We start from the raw sequence: 17,921 nt of genomic DNA, 5'->3' as shown, positions 1-17,921 counted from the left end.
CTGACACCCCCAAAAATTGTGAGACGGTGACATGACGCATGAGGTTTCCCCAGCGGTATCGGATCTGCTGAAGGACTCCCCGAAAAATTGGGGGAAATGGGGCGCCGATGACGAAGTCGGCGCGCTCAATTACTTGGGACCGCAACAGGCGCTGTCCGCCCTGGGTTCCGTGCGATCGGGGAAGGTCTTCACGTTGCAGTTGCCGATGGCGGACCCGAAAGGCGATCCGGTATGGCCGGGGCGACGGGGCGCCGAACGCAGCCAGGTTATCGACGAGGGGCACTGGATCTGTGGCAAGGCCCCCCAGTTTCCCGGCGGCCAGCATTATGCCGACGATATGATTTCGGCCTATTTACAGGGCTCCACGCAATATGATGCGCTGGGCCACGTCTGGTATGATGGGCAGCTCTATAATGGCTATGACGCCAAATCGACGATCGGCGGTCTCGACAAGGTGAGTGTGCAGCCGATCGGCGAAAAGGGCGTTGTCGGCCGGGGCGTTCTGCTCGATATCGCGCGGCTGCGGGGCAAGGAATATCTCGACAAGGGCGAGACCTTTACGCACGACGATTTGCTGATGGCCGCCAAGGCGCAGGGCGTCGAGATCCGCAAGCGCGACATTGTCGTTATTCGGACCGGATTTCTCGAATCATTTTACAGCCTGGGTGCGGATGAATTTTACAAGGATTTCATCGAACCGGGCCTTACCTATTCGCCGGAACTGGTGGAGTGGTTCCACGAAATGGAAATCCCCAATCTGGTGACGGACACGATCGCCAATGAGGTGACGGTCGACCCTGTCAATGGCGCGTTGCTCATCCTTCATGGCGCGCTGATGCGCAATCTGGGGGTGACGTTCACGGAACTGGCCGGGCTGGGCAAGCTTGCGGCGGATTGCGCGGAGGACGGCCAGTGGGATTTCCTCTATGTCGCAGCGCCGCTCAAGGTCGTGAACGGCACCGGGGCACCGGTCAATCCCGTCGTCATCAAATAATGCCTGAAAGCCGGAGAACCGCCATGTCGGAAACGCACCAGAAGGGGCCGGGAGCCCGCCCCGTCGCGATCGTCACAGGGGGCCTGCAGGGGTTGGGTCTTGGTGCCGTTGTGGAACTCGGCAGATCCGGATTTGACGTCGCCATTGTGGATTTGCCCGAAGCGCCCGACATGCCGCCCGAGCTGGCGGAGGTCGAGGCAGCCGGGGGACGAACCCTTTATTATGCGATGGACATCAGCGATCTGGCGCGTCACGGTTCCGTTCTGGACGCAATCGCAGCCGATTTCGGCAGGCTTGATTGCCTGGTAAACAATGCCGGAATTGCCGCTCGGCCGTTGACCGATCTTCTGGATCTGCAGCCGGATGCGTTCGACACATCGGTCGACATCAACCTGCGCGGCACCTTTTTCCTGACGCAGGCTTTTGCAAAAGCGCTGCTGGCCGCTGGCGAGACTGCGCCGGAAAGCTACAAGTCGATTATTATCATCACGTCGATCGCGGCCGAGCTGTCTTTCACCGACCGCTCGCAATATTGCGTAACCAAGTCCGCTCTCTCGATGGTCACCAAGCTGTTCGCGGCCCGACTGGGTGCGGCCGGTATCCACGTCCACGAAATCCGCCCCGGCCTGATGGAGACACCGATGACCGCAAAGGTCGGAAATGATACGATCGCCCGGCTGATCGCGGACGGCGTCGTGCCGCTCCCCCGGCAGGGGCAACCGGAGGATGTCGGCAAGACCGTGGCGGCGCTTGCAACGGGCGCGCTTCCCTACATGACCGGTCAGCCGATATGGACGGCGGGCGGGCTCAACATCCCGCGGATCCTCTGAGAACGGGATCGACGTTCAGTAATTGAAAAAATACGTTCTCGAGGCGGGGCATTTTGTTCTAGAGCAGGGGCATGGACAACAATTACACGTTGCAGACCGTTGAGCGCGCGATCGCCTTTCTCGAATATGTGGCGAATGCTGCAACGCCCCCGAATATCCGGGACGTTTCGGCTGCCCTGAACCTCAATATCACAACCTGCTACCATCTGCTGCGAACGCTCGTGGCCAAGGACTATATTGAGCGCAATGAGAATGGCGGGCTGGAACTCGGCGTCGGTATCGAAACGCTGATTCGCGGCTATCAGCGGTTTCAGGATGTCGAGAAATCGCTGTCGGAGATCGTGAAGCGTCTTGCGGCGGAGACCCTGGAAAGCGCGGTGTTGTCGCGTCGGGATAATAATAATGTCGTGCTGAAGGTCCTGGTGGAAGGGTCGCATCGGCTGCGGGTTTCGGGCTTGAGCGTGGGTTTGCGGGGCAATGAGCACCAACGGGCATCCGGCAAGGTCGTGCTCGCCCATCTCGATCCCGGATCCCGCGCAGCGATGCTTGACGCCAGCGTTTCCCAACTTCCGGAAAAGCAGCGCAAGACCCTTGTGAAGGCGCTTGAAAAGGAATTTCCGCAGATCGTAGAGCGTGGCTGGGCTTCTGATGAGCAGACCGAGCAGGGAATTATCGCCATCTGCGCGCCGCTCTTTGATTCCTCCGGCGCTGTTTTCGGAGCGATCGGCATCGTCACGCCGACCTTCCGCCTCGAAAAGGCGCGAGAAAAATTCTTTGACGCCATTCAGGCCGCGGCGGCCGATGCCAATGCGCTGCTGAAAAACGCTCCGGTCGCATAGCGCACGCTTCCCGTTTTCATCTGCCTGACGCGACAGCCACTTGGCCGCCGCGCGATGAATGGCGCGTGCTCCGCCGAATTTTCACTATCTGAACTCTCCCGAATATTCTGTTGCGCCGCTTTACAGGACAGCCGCATTGTCATATAGTGTAATTAATTCATATAATGAAATATAGGAAAATTGCATGGTTGAGAGTGTTGCAGACGCGATAGCCGACGCATTGGTGCGTCACGGCGTTGAAAATGTCCTTGCGCAAAGCAACCCGACCGCGCTGATGCTGGCGGTCGAAAAGGTCGGCATTCGTCAGTTGCTGTACCGCACGGAAAATGCCGCTGGCGCCATGTCGGATGCCTATTCCCGCGTTTCGGGCCGCATCGGTGTCGTCGCCGCGCAGAACGGCCCTGCGGCTTCGCTGATGGTCGCGCCGATGGCCGAAGCCATGAAGGCGTCCATCCCCATGCTCGTTTTGGTTCAGGAAGTTCCCGCCTCGCAGCGCGACCGCAACGCGTTTCAGGAATATGATCATTTTGCCCTGTTCGGAGGATGTGCGAAATGGATTCGCAGGCTGGACGATCCGGATCGTGCGGCGGAATATGTCGATCTCGCGATGATTGCCGCCAATAGCGGGCGGCCGGGACCGGTTGTCCTGCTGCTCGCCAAGGATATGCTGATGCAGCCATCCCATCCCAAGACGGCTGCCCGCAAACAAGATCTTGGCCATTTCCCGCTGGACAGGCCCCGCCCGGAGGCGAGCGCCACGCACAAGGCGGCAAAGCTGCTGGCGCAGGCCAAGTCCCCCATCGCGATCGTGGGCGGTGGTGTGCACAGCGCGCAGGCTGCGGCGGAACTCGCTGCGCTGATCGATGTCGCCGAAATCCCCGTGGCGACGACCTTCATGGGCAAGGGTGCGGTCGACGAAACCCATCCGTTGTCGCTGGGCGTGGCGGCGAATATCGTCGGCAAAAATGGTCCGGCGGCGGCGCATCGCGCGCTGATGCAGGACGCTGATGTCATATTGTTTATCGGCACACGCACCAACGAGAACGGCACGGATGCCTGGACGCTGACATCGCCCGATGCGACTTACATCCATATCGATGTGGATCCCCAGGAAATCAGCCGGAATTACGAAGCTGTTCGCCTGCTGGGCGACGCGCGCTCGGCGATCAGCGATTTGACCGAAGCGCTCAAGGCGGAAGACCTGACGCAGCGGCGGGGTGCGGTGGCCGCGCTCAAGGCCGCCATCGTGCGGGCGCGGGAGGAGCGTTTCACCGCGATTGCCCCGGAGCTTCAGTCGGACGAGAAGCCATTGCTCCCGCAGCGCCTCATGGGTGATCTCGACACGCTGCTCACGCCCAACGACATTGTCGTCGCGGACGCCAGCTATTCGTCCGTCTGGGTGACGGCCTATCTCACGGCGCGCGCCGCCGGACAGCGGATTCTCACGCCGCGCGGGCTCGCTGGCCTCGGATGGGGTCTGCCTTATGCGATCGGCGCCAAACTGGCGCGTCCGGACGCCCGGGTTGTGGGTATCGTGGGTGACGGCGGTTTCGCGCATGTCTGGGCCGAGCTGGAAATGGCGGTTCGCGAAGACATCCCCCTCACGCTTATCGTGCTGAACAATTCCCAGCTCGTGATGCAGAAGCATGGTGAGGCGCTTGGGTTTGGGCGCACCACCACCGGGATCGGTTTTGCCGATGTCGATCATGCGGCGGTGGCCCGTTCTGTCGGAGCTCAGGGAATCAGGATCGAGGAACCCGGCGATTTCGCTCCGGCACTCGCGGCGGCGATGACTTCGGGCAAGGTCGTCGTGCTCGATGTGATCAGCAGCGCCGACGCGATGGGGCCGCTGCGCATCTTCGACGGGCAGGAAGGCATGATCGACGTGGAGCCAGCGCCGCACCCGTTGCGCACGTTGGAGCGTGCGTGAGGATCTCGCATGAGCAGTGAGCCAGCCGCAGCTGCGGCAAGGGAGGCGAGTCTGCTCGCGTCCCTGCCATCCGGCCTGCTGATCGGCGGGCGCTGGATCAACGCTACTGGAGACCGCACGTTCGCTGTGCAGGATCCGGCCACGGGCGCTGCCCTGGCGAGCGCCGCTGATGCATCGCCATCGGATGCAATCGATGCGCTGACCGCCGCCGATCGGGCGCAGAAGGGCTGGGCGGCGCACAGCAGTCGCGCGCGCAGCGATATCCTTCGGCGCGCCTTCGATCTTCTGACCGACCGGGCGGACGATTTTGCCCTGCTCATTGCGCTGGAAATGGGCAAGTCGCTGAAGGAAGCGCGCGGTGAGGTTGCCTATGCAGCAGAATTCCTGCGCTGGTTTTCCGAAGAGGCTGCGCACGTCCATGGCCGCTATCAGGTCGCACCCAGCAGCGGCCTGCGCCATGTGATCAGCAAGCGGCCGGTTGGCCCCTGCCTGCTCATCACGCCGTGGAATTTCCCTTTGGCTATGATCACCCGGAAGGTGGGGCCAGCCGTTGCGGCGGGCTGCACGATGCTCCTCAAGCCGGCGGAACTGACGCCGCTCACGACGCTTCTGTTTGCGGCGCTCATGCAAGAGGCGGGTCTGCCCGATGGCGTGCTCAACGTCATCACGACGTCCCGGTCCAGCGAGGTCATCGCGCCGCTTCTGGCCGATGGCCGGCTGAAGAAACTTTCCTTCACCGGATCGACGCATGTCGGCCGTATCCTGCTGGCTGCGGCGTCCGCCAACATCTTGCGCACGTCGATGGAGTTGGGCGGCAACGCGCCCTTTCTGGTGTTCGAGGATGCCGATCTCAATGCGGCGGTCGAAGGGGCCATGCACGCCAAGCTCAGAAACATCGGGCAGGCCTGTACCGCCGCCAACCGCTTCTATGTGCATGAGGCTGTGGCCGACACGTTCACCCAGCGTCTGCATGCCCGTTTCTCATCCCTCGCTCTGGGGCGGGGGCCCGATGGAGCGGATGTTGTCGGTCCGTTGATCAGCGGCAAGGCGCGCGAGGATGTGCATCGGCTGGTGACCGAGGCGATCGACGAGGGCGCTACGCTCGTCACGGGCGGCGCCGTTCCCGATGGACCGGGCTATTTTTATCCGCCTACAATTCTGTGCGACATCCGCCCCGGCTCGCGCATCGTTACAGAGGAAATATTCGGTCCGGTGGCGACCATCAGCCGCTTTGCAAGCGAGCAAGAGGCGATCGAACAGGCGAACGCGACGGAATATGGGTTGGCGTCCTACGCTTATACGCGCGATCTGGGTCGTGCCCTGCGCCTGCAGGAGCAGATCGAGGCCGGGATGCTGGGTATAAACACCGGTCTGATATCCGATCCCGCTGCGCCGTTCGGCGGCATCAAACATTCCGGCCTGGGAAGCGAAGGCGGGATTGAGGGAATCGAAGAGTATCTGACGACGCACTACGCCGGATTTGGACAGGTCGAGATCGCGTGAACGCGGCGCAGCATCCGGTCTGCCAAGCCGACCATCAATCGAGAGGAGCAGGAACATGCCGTTGAATGAAGCAACGCGACAACGCATCGAGGACTGGAAGGCGATCGCTTTCGAATTCGCTCCGCTGTTGATGGGTGAGGCCGTCGAGCCGGGCGCTGTCGCGGATCTGCGCAAGCGCTACAATGAATTTCTGGCGCGCGATCCCGCCCCCGAAGGAGTCCGGTTTTCCGAAGTGGACATGGGCGGGGTACGGGGCGTGCTGGCCACACCCGATGGCGCGACCGGCAACCGGACGCTTCTTTACATCCATGGCGGCGGCTATTTCAGCGGCGGACCGGATGGCTATCACGGAATAGCCGGTCACTACGCGAAGATGCTGGGCGCCCGCGTCTACATGCCGGATTATCGCCTCGCGCCGGAACATCGCTTTCCCGTGCCGCTGGATGACACGCTGACCGCCTACACATGGCTGGTGAAGACGGTGGGGGATGCGCGCAACGTCGTGATTGCCGGGGATTCGGCCGGTGGTGCGATGACCGTGTCGCTCATGGTGCGCGCGAAACGCGCAGGGATTCCCCTTCCGGCCGGGTCCGTTGCCATTTCGCCCTGGTGCAATCTGGAAATGAACAATCCATCGTACAAAACGCGCGACGGAATCGATCCGCTTTGCACGCGCGACATTCTGGTGCTGATGGCCCGTACGGCGCTCGGATCAATGCGGCCCAACGATGCGGATGCGTCGCCCGTCCATGCAGACGTCCGCGGGTTGCCGCCGGTGCTTATCCAGATTGGGGAGAGCGAAGTGATGCTCGACGATGGCATCCAGCTCGCCAATCATCTCGCCCAGAACGGCGTGCGCACCAGCCTCGAGGTGTGGCCCGACATGTTCCACGTCTGGCCGGTCTTTTCGAGCATCGTGCCCGAGGGACGGCAGGCGCTTGAGAACGGTTGCGCCTTTCTCGATCGACTATTTTGACGAAGGCCTGACGCCAAATAAAGTTCAATATATGAAATAAATTTGATATTTGACATTTCAAGCGAGTTTGCATTATGCTCTCCGCGAGTGGTGGGGACGAGAAGGCTTCAGGCCGAACACGAAAAACCCGCCATCTCGAAATGTAAGGAATCGGTGCGGAGCGAATGGATGTGGTTCGCAACGCCAGGGCGTGTGCCTTGGCGAACCCCTGGGTTCGTTCCGATGACCGGTCATCAAGTCCGGGTTGCGCGCTCGAGAAACAAGCGGGCGCGGTAAAGAAATGAACAGGATGGGAGGATATATGTTGGCTTACCGTTATCACATGAAGGCATTTGCCAGCCGCATCGGCATAGCGGCGCTGCTCGCGTTCAGCCCGGCCGGGCAGGCGCTTGCGCAAGAAGAAGCCGCGACAGACGATGGCGGGATCGCCGAGATCATCGTCACGGCCCAGAAGCGCGGCGAAAACGTCCAGAGGGTTCCGATCGCCATCACGGCGCTCAGCGGCGACGCTCTCGCGCAGCAGGGTGTCCGTAACAGTCTCGATCTCACCAAGTCGGTGCCGGGGCTTCAGATCAACCAGCTTTTCCAGGCATCGAACCCCACGATTTTCCTGCGCGGCGTTGGCGTGAACGATTATAACGCGGCGTCCTCCGGTGCGATCGGTATCACGGTTGACGAAGTGTTCCTGAACTCGGGCGTTGGCGCGCTGTTCGCGGTGTTCGACGTCGATCGCGTCGAAGTGCTCAAGGGACCGCAGGGCACGCTCTACGGGCGCAATACGACCGGTGGCGTCATCAATTACACCACCAAGCGCCCGACCTTTAAGCCGGATTTCTCGGCATCGCTGACCGGCGGACGGTTCGATCAGATCTTCTTCGATGCCGCTGGCGGGGGCGCGATTGTCCCCGACAAACTCGCCGCGCGCGTTTCGGTTACCGTCAAGAAACGGGACGGCTGGGCGGTAAACCTTCAGGATGGGCGCGACATCAACGGCATCAACACCTACGCCGGGCGCCTGCAATTCCTGTTCACGCCCTCGGATGCGATCGAGATCCACAACAAGATCGAAGGCGGCAGAAGCAAGTCGTCGGCGTTGGGCCACCAGTCGCTCGGCACCTTCAATCCCACCGCAAATCGTCCGTGCACCGGCCCCGAAATCCTTGCCCGGACAATCTGCGTCAATCCGATCAGCGGTTACCGGGCGAACGAGAACATCGATGAGTTCAACACCGATGTGCTGAACAATTCGGAATCGCTCGTGAACTTCGCCGATCGCCTGCAGATGAGCTGGAAGGGCGACAGCTTCAGCGTGACGTCCGTCACCGGCTATGTCTGGAACAAGCGCAAGCTGAACCAGGATCAGGATTACTCACCCTTCGCGGTCGCCTCCAGCCCGATCTGGACCGAGAAATCCGAACAGTTCAGTCAGGAGCTGCGCCTGGCTTCCAACGGGGACGGACCGCTCAAATGGGTTGCGGGTGTCTATTATCTGCGGGAAACCCTCAAGAGCCTGACCAACTTCAGCGTGCTGCGCCTGTTCAATCCGGATCCGACGCAGCCCTTTTTCGACCCCAACATTCCGGTGGTCAATCTGGAGCGGGATTTTGCCCAGCGCACGACCAGCAAGGCCATCTTTGCGCAGCTGGACTACGAGCTGAGCGACACGCTCACCATGACCGCCGGTCTCCGCTATACCGATGACAAGAAGAAACTGCGGTTCCAGACCTATGGGGGCCCGGTGAACCCGGACAATGATTCCCAGGCGCGTCTGAGACAGCGGCTCGTCGGCTTTGTCGATTCCGATCCGACGAGTCTGGCGGTCGACGGACCGGCCCGGCGGGTGACGACGCTCCGGAAGCCGACCTGGCGTCTGGCGCTTGCTTATCAGGCGACGCCGACCATCAACACCTATGCAAGCTATTCGCGCGGTGTCCGGGCGGGCGGCTACAATACCGGCGCACTGTTCAACGATCTGGAATTCAACAGCGTTAATTCCGAGACGATCGACGCGTTCGAGGTGGGCCTGAAGACCGATCTGCTGAACCGCCGTCTGCGGTTCAACGCGGCCGCCTTCTATTATGATTATCGCGACATGCAGGTGTTCGGCATTGAAGGCAATCCTGCGGGTGGCGTGCCTCTTCAGCGGCTGCAAAATGCCGATGCAGAGATCTACGGTGCGGAGGTGGACATTCATGCCCGCCCGGTTCGGGGCCTCGACCTCAATTTCGGCGCGGCGTATGTTCATGCCGAATATGCGGAGTTCATCGATGCCATTCGCGGTAATCTGAAGGGCAAGACGCTCGACAAGGCCCCGCGCTGGCAGTTGACCGGCGGCGCGACCTATAGCGCCGAACTGAGCGCCGACTGGACCGCGCGTATCGGTGCGGACTTCTCCTACCAGTCGAAGGTGTTTTTCAGCCCGAACAATGTTTCGCCGCTGGTGAGCGAAGGCCATGGCGAAGTGAACCTGAATGCCGGTATCGGGCACAGCTCCGGCTTCGATATCTCGGCCTATGTTCGCAATGTCGGCAACAAGCGGTACCTGACCGACATGAACGACCTGTCGAGCCTTGGGTTCTATTTTCCGGTGTATAACGAACCCCGCACTTATGGCGTGACGCTGCGTTACGCGATGTGATGCCGGGGCGGATCCCTCGCATACACTAGCTTCCTCGGTGGGTCGGCCTCATGGTCGGCCCACCTCTGTCTTTTGAAAGACGACCGATATGGACACGGGTTTTTGGACATCCGTTAGGTGCGAAGCCCTGCACGCCATCCTGAACGCTTCGCGGGAATGGCAGGCGACCACACAGTTTTTCTCGGCCAGCATCCGGTTGTCGGATGGGGCCTCCTCGGTCCTGTTGACCCTTCGGAACGGCACGCTCCTGACACGCGCCGCCGATCCGCAGCCAGTTGACGTGACGATATCCGGCCCGCTGACAGACTGGGAGCGGGTAGCCTCGCATCGGCTGGACTGGTTTCAGGCCCTGACGCCCGGCCACGGGAGTATGACCATGGAGGGTGACCCCGTGTTCGTCATGCGGAACGTCAAGATTTTCTGGCTGCTTTTCGAAGCGACCGCGAAAAGCGGTGGAGCACCCGAGCCCCAACGCTATTCGCCCGCGCCGCCGCCGCCGAGCCGCGCCAGAACCGGACGCTATGTGGACGTCGACGGGCTCGACATCTTTTATGAGGAAGCCGGCCGTGGCCCCGCCATTCTCTGCATCCATGCGGCCAGCCAGGACAGCCTGATGTACCGTCATGTGCTGGCCGATCTGTCGGACCATTTTCGGGTGATTGCGGTCGACGCGCCGGGCCATGGCAAGAGTGTGATGCCGGAGAGCGGACCCCTGCCGGATCTCACTGCCCATGCGGTATTCAACGAACGCCTCATCGAAAGGCTGGGGCTGGAGCGTCCCGTGATCATCGGCTGCTCGATGGGCGGTAACCTCGTGCTGGAACTCGCGGCGCGGCGGCCAGGTCGCTATGCGGCTGTCATCTCCTGCGAAGGAGCAGACTACACCCCCGGCCTCGATGATTTTGTTCTCGATATGCTGATGGTCAACGGCCACCAGATGCTCGAATGCTATTCCCAGTCGCTCACCGGCAAGCGCACTCCTCCGGACCGGGCGCGCGAAGTGATATGGCAACTTTGCCGGTCCACACCTGCTGTCATGCGGACGGATCTCGGCGGCTATGCGGGGTTCGACAAACGGGCGGCCATGGCTGCGATTGCCGATCCTACCCTCCTCATCCGGGGGTCCGATGACTGGCTCGTCACGCAGGAACAGGTCGAGGCCACGGCAGGGCGGATCGCCGGGAGCGAGGTCGCGCTTCTCGACGGGACCGGTCATTATCCGATGATCGAGAACCCCGTCGAGTTCAATGCCACCGTGCGGTCTTTTTTGAACCGAAAAGGTGACATTTAGGATATTAATTTAACTGAACGGGTTCCAGTAGGCCCAGCGAGCCTCACGCGATATCAGCACCGCCGGAAACAGCCTGCCGTTTCCGCATATCCCGATCGTGCGGAGAGCGGCCGACTGAATTTGCCCCGTGGGAACCGCCTTCGGTCATAGTCCCCCGATTGTCATACCACCGTCGATAACCAGTGCCTGTCCGGTGGTATGGGCGCCCGCTTGGGAGGCGAAATATACCGCCGCTCCCGCGATATTCTGGGGATCGCCGATCCGACCGAGCGGTGTGCGCCTGCGCAACTCCGCTTCGGCTTCCGGGTTCTCATACAATGCCTTGGCGAAATCCGTACGGATGACACCGGGGGCGATCGCGTTGATACGAACATTGTCGGGCCCGAATTCGACCGCCAAATTCCGAACGAGCTGGAAGTCGGCTGCCTTGGAAATGTTGTAGGCGCCAATGTCGGCGGAACCGATCAGGCCGCCGATCGAGGAAACCACGACGATGGCGCCCTCCTTGCGGTCCCGCATTTCCGGCGCGACCATGCTGATGAGCCAGTGGTTCGCGAGGACATTATTGTCGAAGATCTTGCGAAACTTCTCGTCCGATATTCCCGACATAGGCCCGTAATAGGGGTTGCTTGCAGCGTTGCACACGAGGATGTCGATATGTCCGAAGGTTTCGCGCGTTCGGGCAACCATCTCCTCCAGCGCCTGTTTGGACGATATGCTTGCGGCGACCGGGAGCGCCTTGCCCTCGCCATATCGGGCGTTCAGGTCTGCGGCGACGGTATCGCAACTGTCCTGATTGCGGCTGGAGATCACGACACGGGCGCCCGCGGCAATCATCGCTTCCGCGATGGCGAGACCGATGCCCCGTGTAGATCCAGTGATGACCGCGACTTTGCCGCTGAGATCGAACAAATTCATATACTACCTTTCGACAAATGTTACTGCTTGGGCGCCCCGGCCAGCCGCGCCTGTTCCCACGCGGTCCGTGCCAGCACGGGTATCTGGGCAATCACGGCTTCCGGATTGTCGCTCGACGCGTTGCCATCGATTGTCCGCCGCTTGATCCCCTGAATAATGCAGGCCAGACGGAACAGGCCATAGCTGAAATACCAGTTCAAGTCGGGGATGCCGCGCCTGCCTGTTCGCGCGCAATATATATCGGTCAATTCCTCAGCCTTGGGCAATGCCTGTGCCGCTAGATCTACGTCAAGCAGGCCGGACGAAAAGCTGACCGGCAACAACCAGTTCATGGCAAAATAGGAAAGGTCCGCCAGCGGGTCCCCGATCGTGGCCAGCTCCCAGTCGATCAGGGCGAGTACACGGGGGGATGTATGATCGAAGATCAGATTATCGATGCGGAAGTCGCCGTGGATGATGCTGACGCCCGTCTGCTCGGGAACCGTGCGCGGGAGCCATTCGATCAACGATTCCATCTCGGGAATTTCGTCCGTCTGGGCGGCCCGATACTGCTTGATCCAACGGTTCAGCTGCCGTTCGAAATAATTGCCCGGCTTTCGAAAATCCCCCAGCCCCGCCGCCTCGAAATCGACGCTGTGCAAATCGGCCAGCGTTTCGACCATCGACCGGTACAGCGGAATGCGTTCGGCGGGATCAACGTCCGGCAATGAACCGTTCCAGAAGGTGCGGCCGTCGCTATAGCCCATGACATAAAACGCCGAACCGATGACGGCTGGATCCTCGCAGAGCGCGATCGGGCGCGCGACCGGGATGCCCGTCGGGTAAAGAGCGGAAATCAGTTTGAATTCCCGCTCCACTGCGTGGGCTGACGGCAACAAGGGGCCAAAGGGTTTGCGGCGAAGGACCATCTTGTCGTGCTCCGCCTGCACAAGGTACGTCGGATTGGACTGCCCGCCCGGGAACTTTTCGATCCGCAACGGCGCGTCGGTCGGCACGCCATTATCCCGGAGCCACGCGGCCACCGCGTTCCCATCGATATCGCCTGGTTGCACGGCTCAGCCCTACGCTGGACGGGCGGGGGAGGGTGCGGCGTAGCGCTTCAGTTCCGCTTTCGCGATCGCGCGCCGGTGCACTTCGTCTGGGCCGTCTGCAAAGCGCAAGGTGCGGATGTTCGCCCAGTCAAAGGCCAGATGGAAATCTCCCGATATGCCTGCGCCGCCATGGGCCTGGATGGCATCGTCAAGGACGCGCAGAGCCATCGTCGGCGCCTGTACCTTGATCATGGCAATTTCATTCTGGGCGATCTTGTTCCCGGCGTTATCCATCATGTCCGCGGCCTTGAGGCAGAGAAGGCGGGTCATTTCGATATCGATGCGCGCATTGGCAAGGCGCTCTTCCCAGACGCTCTGGTCGGCAATGCGTTTTCCGAACGCTGTCCGGCTCAGCAACCGCTTCGACATGGCTTCCAGCGCTTCCTCGGCTACACCGATGGTCCGCATGCAATGATGGATGCGGCCTGGCCCCAACCGACCCTGCGCGATCTCGAAGCCGCGCCCTTCGCCCAGCAGCATGTTGTCGACAGGAACCCGCACGTCCTTCAGGATGATCTCGGCATGGCCATGTGGCGCATGGTCATACCCATAGACGGACAATGTTCGCTCCACCGTGACGCCCGGCAGGTCTAGCGGCATCAGGATCATGCTTTGCTGGCGGTAGCGATCCGCGCCGAAATCGGTCTTGCCCATCAGGATGGTGATCGCGCAGCGGGGGTCGCCCGCGCCTGATGACCACCATTTGCGGCCGTTGATGACGTAATGATCGCCGTCCCGGCGGATTTCCGTTTCAATATTGGTGGCGTCGGACGACGCGACGTCCGGTTCTGTCATCAGGAAGGCCGAGCGGATTTCGCCGCGCATGAGCGGCGCCAGCCAGGCGTCTTTCTGCTCCCGCGTTCCGTAGCGGTGCAGCACCTCCATATTGCCGGTGTCGGGCGCCGAACAGTTGAATACTTCGGGTGCCCAGTGGATGCGGCCCATTTCTTCCGCACAGAGCGCATATTCGAGATTGGTAAGCTGCACGCCCTCGAACGGGAAGCTGTCGTCCACATGGTTGTGGCCGGACGAAGGCGGCATGAAGAGGTTCCACAGCCCCTCGGCCTTGGCTTTGGTTTTCAGGTCTTCGATGACGGACAGAACTTTCCAGCGCGGTTCGGCAGCCGCTTCCCGGTCATAATCGGCCATACGCGGGCGCACGTGCGCGTTCATGAAATGGCGGACCCGGTCCCTGAAATGCGCCTGCTTCTCCGTCAGATGGAAATCCATGTTCCTCGCCTTCCGTCCTGTGTCCGAGTTCCTGCGACTCAATCTTCATTTACATACTCAATTATCGAATGGAAAGGAAATTTATGGACAGTGTTGTGGGGTCAGTTCCCAGTTTCGGTTGCAGATATAACGATAAATGGTATTTTTTATTATATAAAACAACGCATTAGACAGTTATGTGGCGGGGTGGCCAATCTTCCGTTGCTATCGGCCGGTGACATAATCATATTTCGAATAACGGTGTGGCTTGCAATGGCCGGTGCCGGTAATCATGATCCGGCGCGCTACGGAGTGTTGAGAATGACCGATCGAGCCGGAAAGCGGACAGATGCTGCAGATCGGCGGATGGATCCGGTAAAGCCGCGTGCGCGGGAAGCGGAAGGCTCGGTGACCGGAACGACGGCGCGCTTTGCCCGGAAAACCGATGCCGTCATATCGGCGGCCACACACATCATGAACAACCGTGGGCTGCGCGGAATGACGTTTGTGGACGTCGCCGACATGGTCGGGCTCAACACCAGCAGCGTCACATATTATTTCCGCCGCAAGGAGCATCTGGCCGCAGCGGTATTCGAGCGTACGCTGGAACGTATCGAGACACTGGTGGACGAAGCGGAAAAGGAGGAAACGCCCCGGGCGCGCGTCGCAAAATATGTATCGCTCAATTTCGAGCTGCACCGGCGCATTCACCGCGGCGATGAGCAGCCGATTGCCGTCCTTTCCGAAATGCGATCCCTGGAAGACAGCGTGCGCCGCCCGCTGGGCGATCATTATTCGTCGATTTTCCGTCGTATCCGCGATTTTTTCGGCGCTACCGATCAGGCTTGGGGTAAGGCGCTCAACACCGCGCGGGCGCAGGTGCTGACGGAAAACATGTACTGGCTGCCGGTGTGGCTCTTCCACTATTCCTACAGCGATTTCGACCGGGTGCAGCATCGCATGCTCGATCTGTTCGACAAGGGCCTTGCGCTCCCGGACGCGCCCTGGGATCCCCAATGTGTCGCACTGGATCGGGGCGCCGGGATGTCCAGAGGGCACGCCAGCTTCCTGAAGGCGGCCACGCGGCTGGTGAGCGAATTCGGCTATCGCGGCGCATCGGTTGAAGCGATTGCCGCCGAGCTCAACGTCACGAAGGGCAGCTTCTATCATTATCTGGAAGCGAAAGAAGCTCTGGTTCTCGATTGCTTCCGCAATTCCTATGGGGCGATGGGGACGGTGCTCGCGGCGGAATGGGATCAGGGCCAATGGCAACGCCTGACTTCGGTCGTCGCCACGTTGCTCGACATCCAGTTTGATGGAGACTGGCCCCTGTTACGAACCACCGCGATGCAAACCTTGCCTCCGCATGTGCGGGAGGGGGTCGTCTCGCGCGCTGCCCGCATGGCTCTCACGCTTGCGGGCACGATAACCGACGGCATTTGCGATGACGCGATCAGGCCTGTGGATCCGCTCATTGCTGCGCAGGCGATCATGTCCGGCCTCAATGCTGCGTACGAACTTCGCAACTGGTCGCATCGATTTGACGATCGGGAGCAGGCTGTGCGGGTGTATGCGTCGACGCTCCTCTACGGCCTGTTTTCGGAGCCGCCGCAATAGCGAGAGTGCCGAGCCGGATCGTCAGGCGCGATCGGCCATGTTCCGGATGATCCAGTCCATGAAGGTGCGAGCGCGGGGTTCGATGAATTTCTTGCTCGGATAGAGCAGCACGATATCGACTGTCGAGGTGATATCGGTGAGAATGGCGTGCAGGCCGCTCGATGCGATCTGACTTTCCAACAGAAATTCGGGCAGCAGGGCTATGCCGAGCCCGGCAACCGCCGCGTCGCGGATGGCTTCACCGCTATCCAGCCTGAGCCGATTGTGACCGGTAACCCTCACGACGGTTCCGTCCTCGGTCCGCAGGCGCCAGGCTTGTCGTTGCGCCTTGCTGCTGAACAGCAGGCATTCATGATCGGCCAGATCTTTCACACTGCGCGGCTCGCCGCGCCGTTCGAGATAGGCAGGCGACGCGCACATCAGCACCGTGTACGAGGCGATGACGCGGGAGATGAGGCGGCTGTCGGAATGTGTGACGCCGATGCGTATGGCGAGGTCAAACCCTTCCTCCACGATATCGACCACGCGATCGGTGAGCGAGACCTCCATCTGCACATGGGGCCATGCTTCCAGATAGTCCTTCAGGAGCGGAAGGATGACGAGGCGACCAAAGGCATCCGGAACGGTAATGCGGAGCAATCCGCGGGGCGTGCCTGTGTTGCCTGCGACACTGGATTCGGCGTCTTCGACGGCCGCCAGCACCCGCAGGCCATGGTCGTAAAAGGCGCGTCCTTCATCCGTCAGGCTGAGTTTCCGGGTAGTCCGGTTCAACAGTCTGACGCCCAAGCGCTCTTCCAGGCGGGAAATAGCCTTGCCCGCGGCCGATCGGGTCAGCCCCATCGCCTGGCCGCCGCTGACGAAGCTTCCCGCATCGGCAATAGCCATGAAGACGAGGATGTCGTTCAGTTTGGTACGCAACATCAGACCCCGCGTCTCTGTGACGGTGTGACCGTACCGAATTTCCCGTCTGGGAGGGTATATAAAAATATGTGCGGCCGACGGAGGTCAGCCGCACAAAGTGCACCGGAACAACAGATTTCGGAAATCGCGTTCAATGACCCCCTCAGCCAGGAATGCGCACCGTCATTTCGATTTCCAGTTGAAGATCCGGCCCGGCCAGCGCTGCGACACCGATGCCGGTCAGGCTCGGCTGGTTGCCGTCGAACAGGGCATGGACATAGGGAAACAGTTCGCCCAAGCGCTCCTCCGTAAGATCGGTCATGTAGACCCGCGCGATCACAATGTCCTTGGCGGTCGCGCCGACGGCCTGAAGTGCGGAGCGGCAGTTCTGGATGACCATCTCGGCTTGTTCGCCGAGAGTGGAGGGGGTGGGCTTGCCGTCCACGGACCAGGCGACCTGGCCGGAGATGAAGGCGAGCTTGCTTGGCTCCACGATGGAAATCTGCGAATAGCCTGCCGCACCCGCGTCAGGGAGGGTCGAGGGGTTCATCCGGGTAATGTCAGTCGTCATGTCAGGTGCCTTGCCGTGAAGTTAAAGGGATGTCAGGGGGTCGTTTGAGCAATAGGCCGAACGTGCGCGGGTCGCTCCGGAACAGGTTTACATAACCAAAGCCGTCCAGATTGTTTCCCGTCGCGGCTACAGGAGAGTAGGCTAATCCCGGGTCAGGCTGAAACCCTCTTTTGTCGGATCAGTGTCGAATAAAAATCGACAATATTGCGGATTGATGATCTTTCTTCCTAATATCCCCTGCGACACATTTCTATGTTTAAGTTCATCTCCTATTTTGCCGGGGCTAGCGACGCAAGAATCGCCCCGATGTCTTCACCCATCGGAATTAAGATGATGCAGGAGCGTCCGGGCCCCTTTTCACGGATGGGGCGGCGTCCGATACGGGCGGCATGAATGCCGTCAAACTCAGTCGCGCGAGCGTGTCGCACCTTAAGGGAGCCGCTCTTCCCGCCTACGACCCCGCGCGGGTTCGGGCCGGGATCGTGCATATCGGCGTCGGCGGGTTCCACCGTGCCCATATGTCAACGGCGGAGCAAAAGTCGGCCATTCGGCGGCGTAAAACCAGGCCATCGTGTTACATGCCGGGGGGAGTGGCGTGAGGGCGTAGCCCGAGG

At 60.9% G+C, this 17,921-nt stretch carries 14 protein-coding genes; 9 read left to right on the top strand and 5 right to left on the bottom strand.

What is annotated here, in order from left to right; all coding sequences use genetic code 11:
* The first annotated feature begins 31 nt into the window (after positions 1–31).
* From FHS92_RS06830 to FHS92_RS06795, 8 genes are all read left to right on the top strand, one after another.
* Entirely contained in the window at positions 32–994 is a 963-nt protein-coding gene (locus FHS92_RS06830; RefSeq protein WP_184078945.1) for a cyclase family protein, read from the top strand.
* Positions 995–1,017: 23 nt separating this feature from the next.
* On the top strand, positions 1,018–1,824 hold the full coding sequence (locus tag FHS92_RS06825; protein WP_184078943.1) for a 3-ketoacyl-ACP reductase: 807 nt from the start codon (positions 1,018–1,020) through the stop codon (positions 1,822–1,824).
* Positions 1,825–1,895: 71 nt separating this feature from the next.
* Positions 1,896–2,663 carry an IclR family transcriptional regulator gene (locus tag FHS92_RS06820; protein WP_184078941.1) on the top strand — a complete coding sequence of 256 codons (768 nt, stop codon included), beginning with the start codon at positions 1,896–1,898 and terminating at the stop codon, positions 2,661–2,663.
* A gap of 184 nt (positions 2,664–2,847) precedes the next feature.
* Positions 2,848–4,593, top strand: a complete 1,746-nt coding sequence (locus FHS92_RS06815; RefSeq protein ID WP_184078939.1) for an acetolactate synthase catalytic subunit — start codon at positions 2,848–2,850, stop codon at positions 4,591–4,593.
* A gap of 9 nt (positions 4,594–4,602) precedes the next feature.
* The gene (locus FHS92_RS06810; protein ID WP_184078938.1) at positions 4,603–6,096 is read left to right on the top strand and encodes an NAD-dependent succinate-semialdehyde dehydrogenase; all 1,494 of its coding nucleotides are present in this window, start codon (positions 4,603–4,605) and stop codon (positions 6,094–6,096) included.
* 55 nt (positions 6,097–6,151) lie between these two features.
* Positions 6,152–7,072 carry an alpha/beta hydrolase gene (locus FHS92_RS06805; RefSeq protein WP_184078936.1) on the top strand — a complete coding sequence of 307 codons (921 nt, stop codon included), beginning with the start codon at positions 6,152–6,154 and terminating at the stop codon, positions 7,070–7,072.
* Positions 7,073–7,373: 301 nt separating this feature from the next.
* Positions 7,374–9,710: a TonB-dependent receptor gene (locus FHS92_RS06800; RefSeq protein WP_221230958.1), complete on the top strand. Its 2,337-nt coding sequence runs from the start codon at positions 7,374–7,376 to the stop codon at positions 9,708–9,710.
* A gap of 88 nt (positions 9,711–9,798) precedes the next feature.
* Positions 9,799–11,001: an alpha/beta fold hydrolase gene (locus FHS92_RS06795; RefSeq protein ID WP_184078932.1), complete on the top strand. Its 1,203-nt coding sequence runs from the start codon at positions 9,799–9,801 to the stop codon at positions 10,999–11,001.
* A 144-nt stretch (positions 11,002–11,145) separates the two neighbouring features.
* On the opposite strand, the gene FHS92_RS06790 is transcribed toward FHS92_RS06795, so the two are convergent.
* Genes FHS92_RS06790 through FHS92_RS06780 form a run of 3 tightly spaced genes read right to left on the bottom strand, consistent with a single transcriptional unit; the run spans position 11,146 to position 14,240 of the window.
* Positions 11,146–11,919, bottom strand: coding sequence for an SDR family oxidoreductase (locus FHS92_RS06790; protein ID WP_184078930.1), 774 nt, complete (start codon positions 11,917–11,919; stop codon positions 11,146–11,148).
* Between the two features lie 20 nt (positions 11,920–11,939).
* A complete protein-coding gene (locus FHS92_RS06785) occupies positions 11,940–12,971 on the bottom strand; it encodes a phosphotransferase family protein (RefSeq protein ID WP_343056685.1) in 1,032 nt (343 codons plus the stop codon).
* Between the two features lie 9 nt (positions 12,972–12,980).
* The gene (locus FHS92_RS06780; RefSeq protein WP_184078928.1) at positions 12,981–14,240 is read right to left on the bottom strand and encodes an acyl-CoA dehydrogenase family protein; all 1,260 of its coding nucleotides are present in this window, start codon (positions 14,238–14,240) and stop codon (positions 12,981–12,983) included.
* Between the two features lie 300 nt (positions 14,241–14,540).
* Between FHS92_RS06780 and FHS92_RS06775 the strand changes: the two genes are divergently transcribed.
* Positions 14,541–15,836 (top strand): TetR/AcrR family transcriptional regulator, encoded by a 1,296-nt coding sequence (locus FHS92_RS06775; protein ID WP_221230957.1) that lies wholly within the window; start codon positions 14,541–14,543, stop codon positions 15,834–15,836.
* 21 nt (positions 15,837–15,857) lie between these two features.
* Here FHS92_RS06775 and FHS92_RS06770 read toward each other — a convergent pair whose 3' ends face one another.
* Positions 15,858–16,757, bottom strand: coding sequence for a LysR family transcriptional regulator (locus FHS92_RS06770; protein WP_184078926.1), 900 nt, complete (start codon positions 16,755–16,757; stop codon positions 15,858–15,860).
* Between the two features lie 142 nt (positions 16,758–16,899).
* Positions 16,900–17,307 carry a RidA family protein gene (locus tag FHS92_RS06765; protein WP_184078924.1) on the bottom strand — a complete coding sequence of 136 codons (408 nt, stop codon included), beginning with the start codon at positions 17,305–17,307 and terminating at the stop codon, positions 16,900–16,902.
* Between the last annotated feature and the right edge of the window lie 614 nt (positions 17,308–17,921).

The organism is Sphingobium subterraneum (assembly GCF_014199435.1).
In the GTDB taxonomy this organism is placed as follows: Bacteria; Pseudomonadota; Alphaproteobacteria; order Sphingomonadales; family Sphingomonadaceae; genus Sphingobium; species Sphingobium subterraneum.
This window is presented reverse-complemented; position numbering and strand designations above follow the sequence as displayed.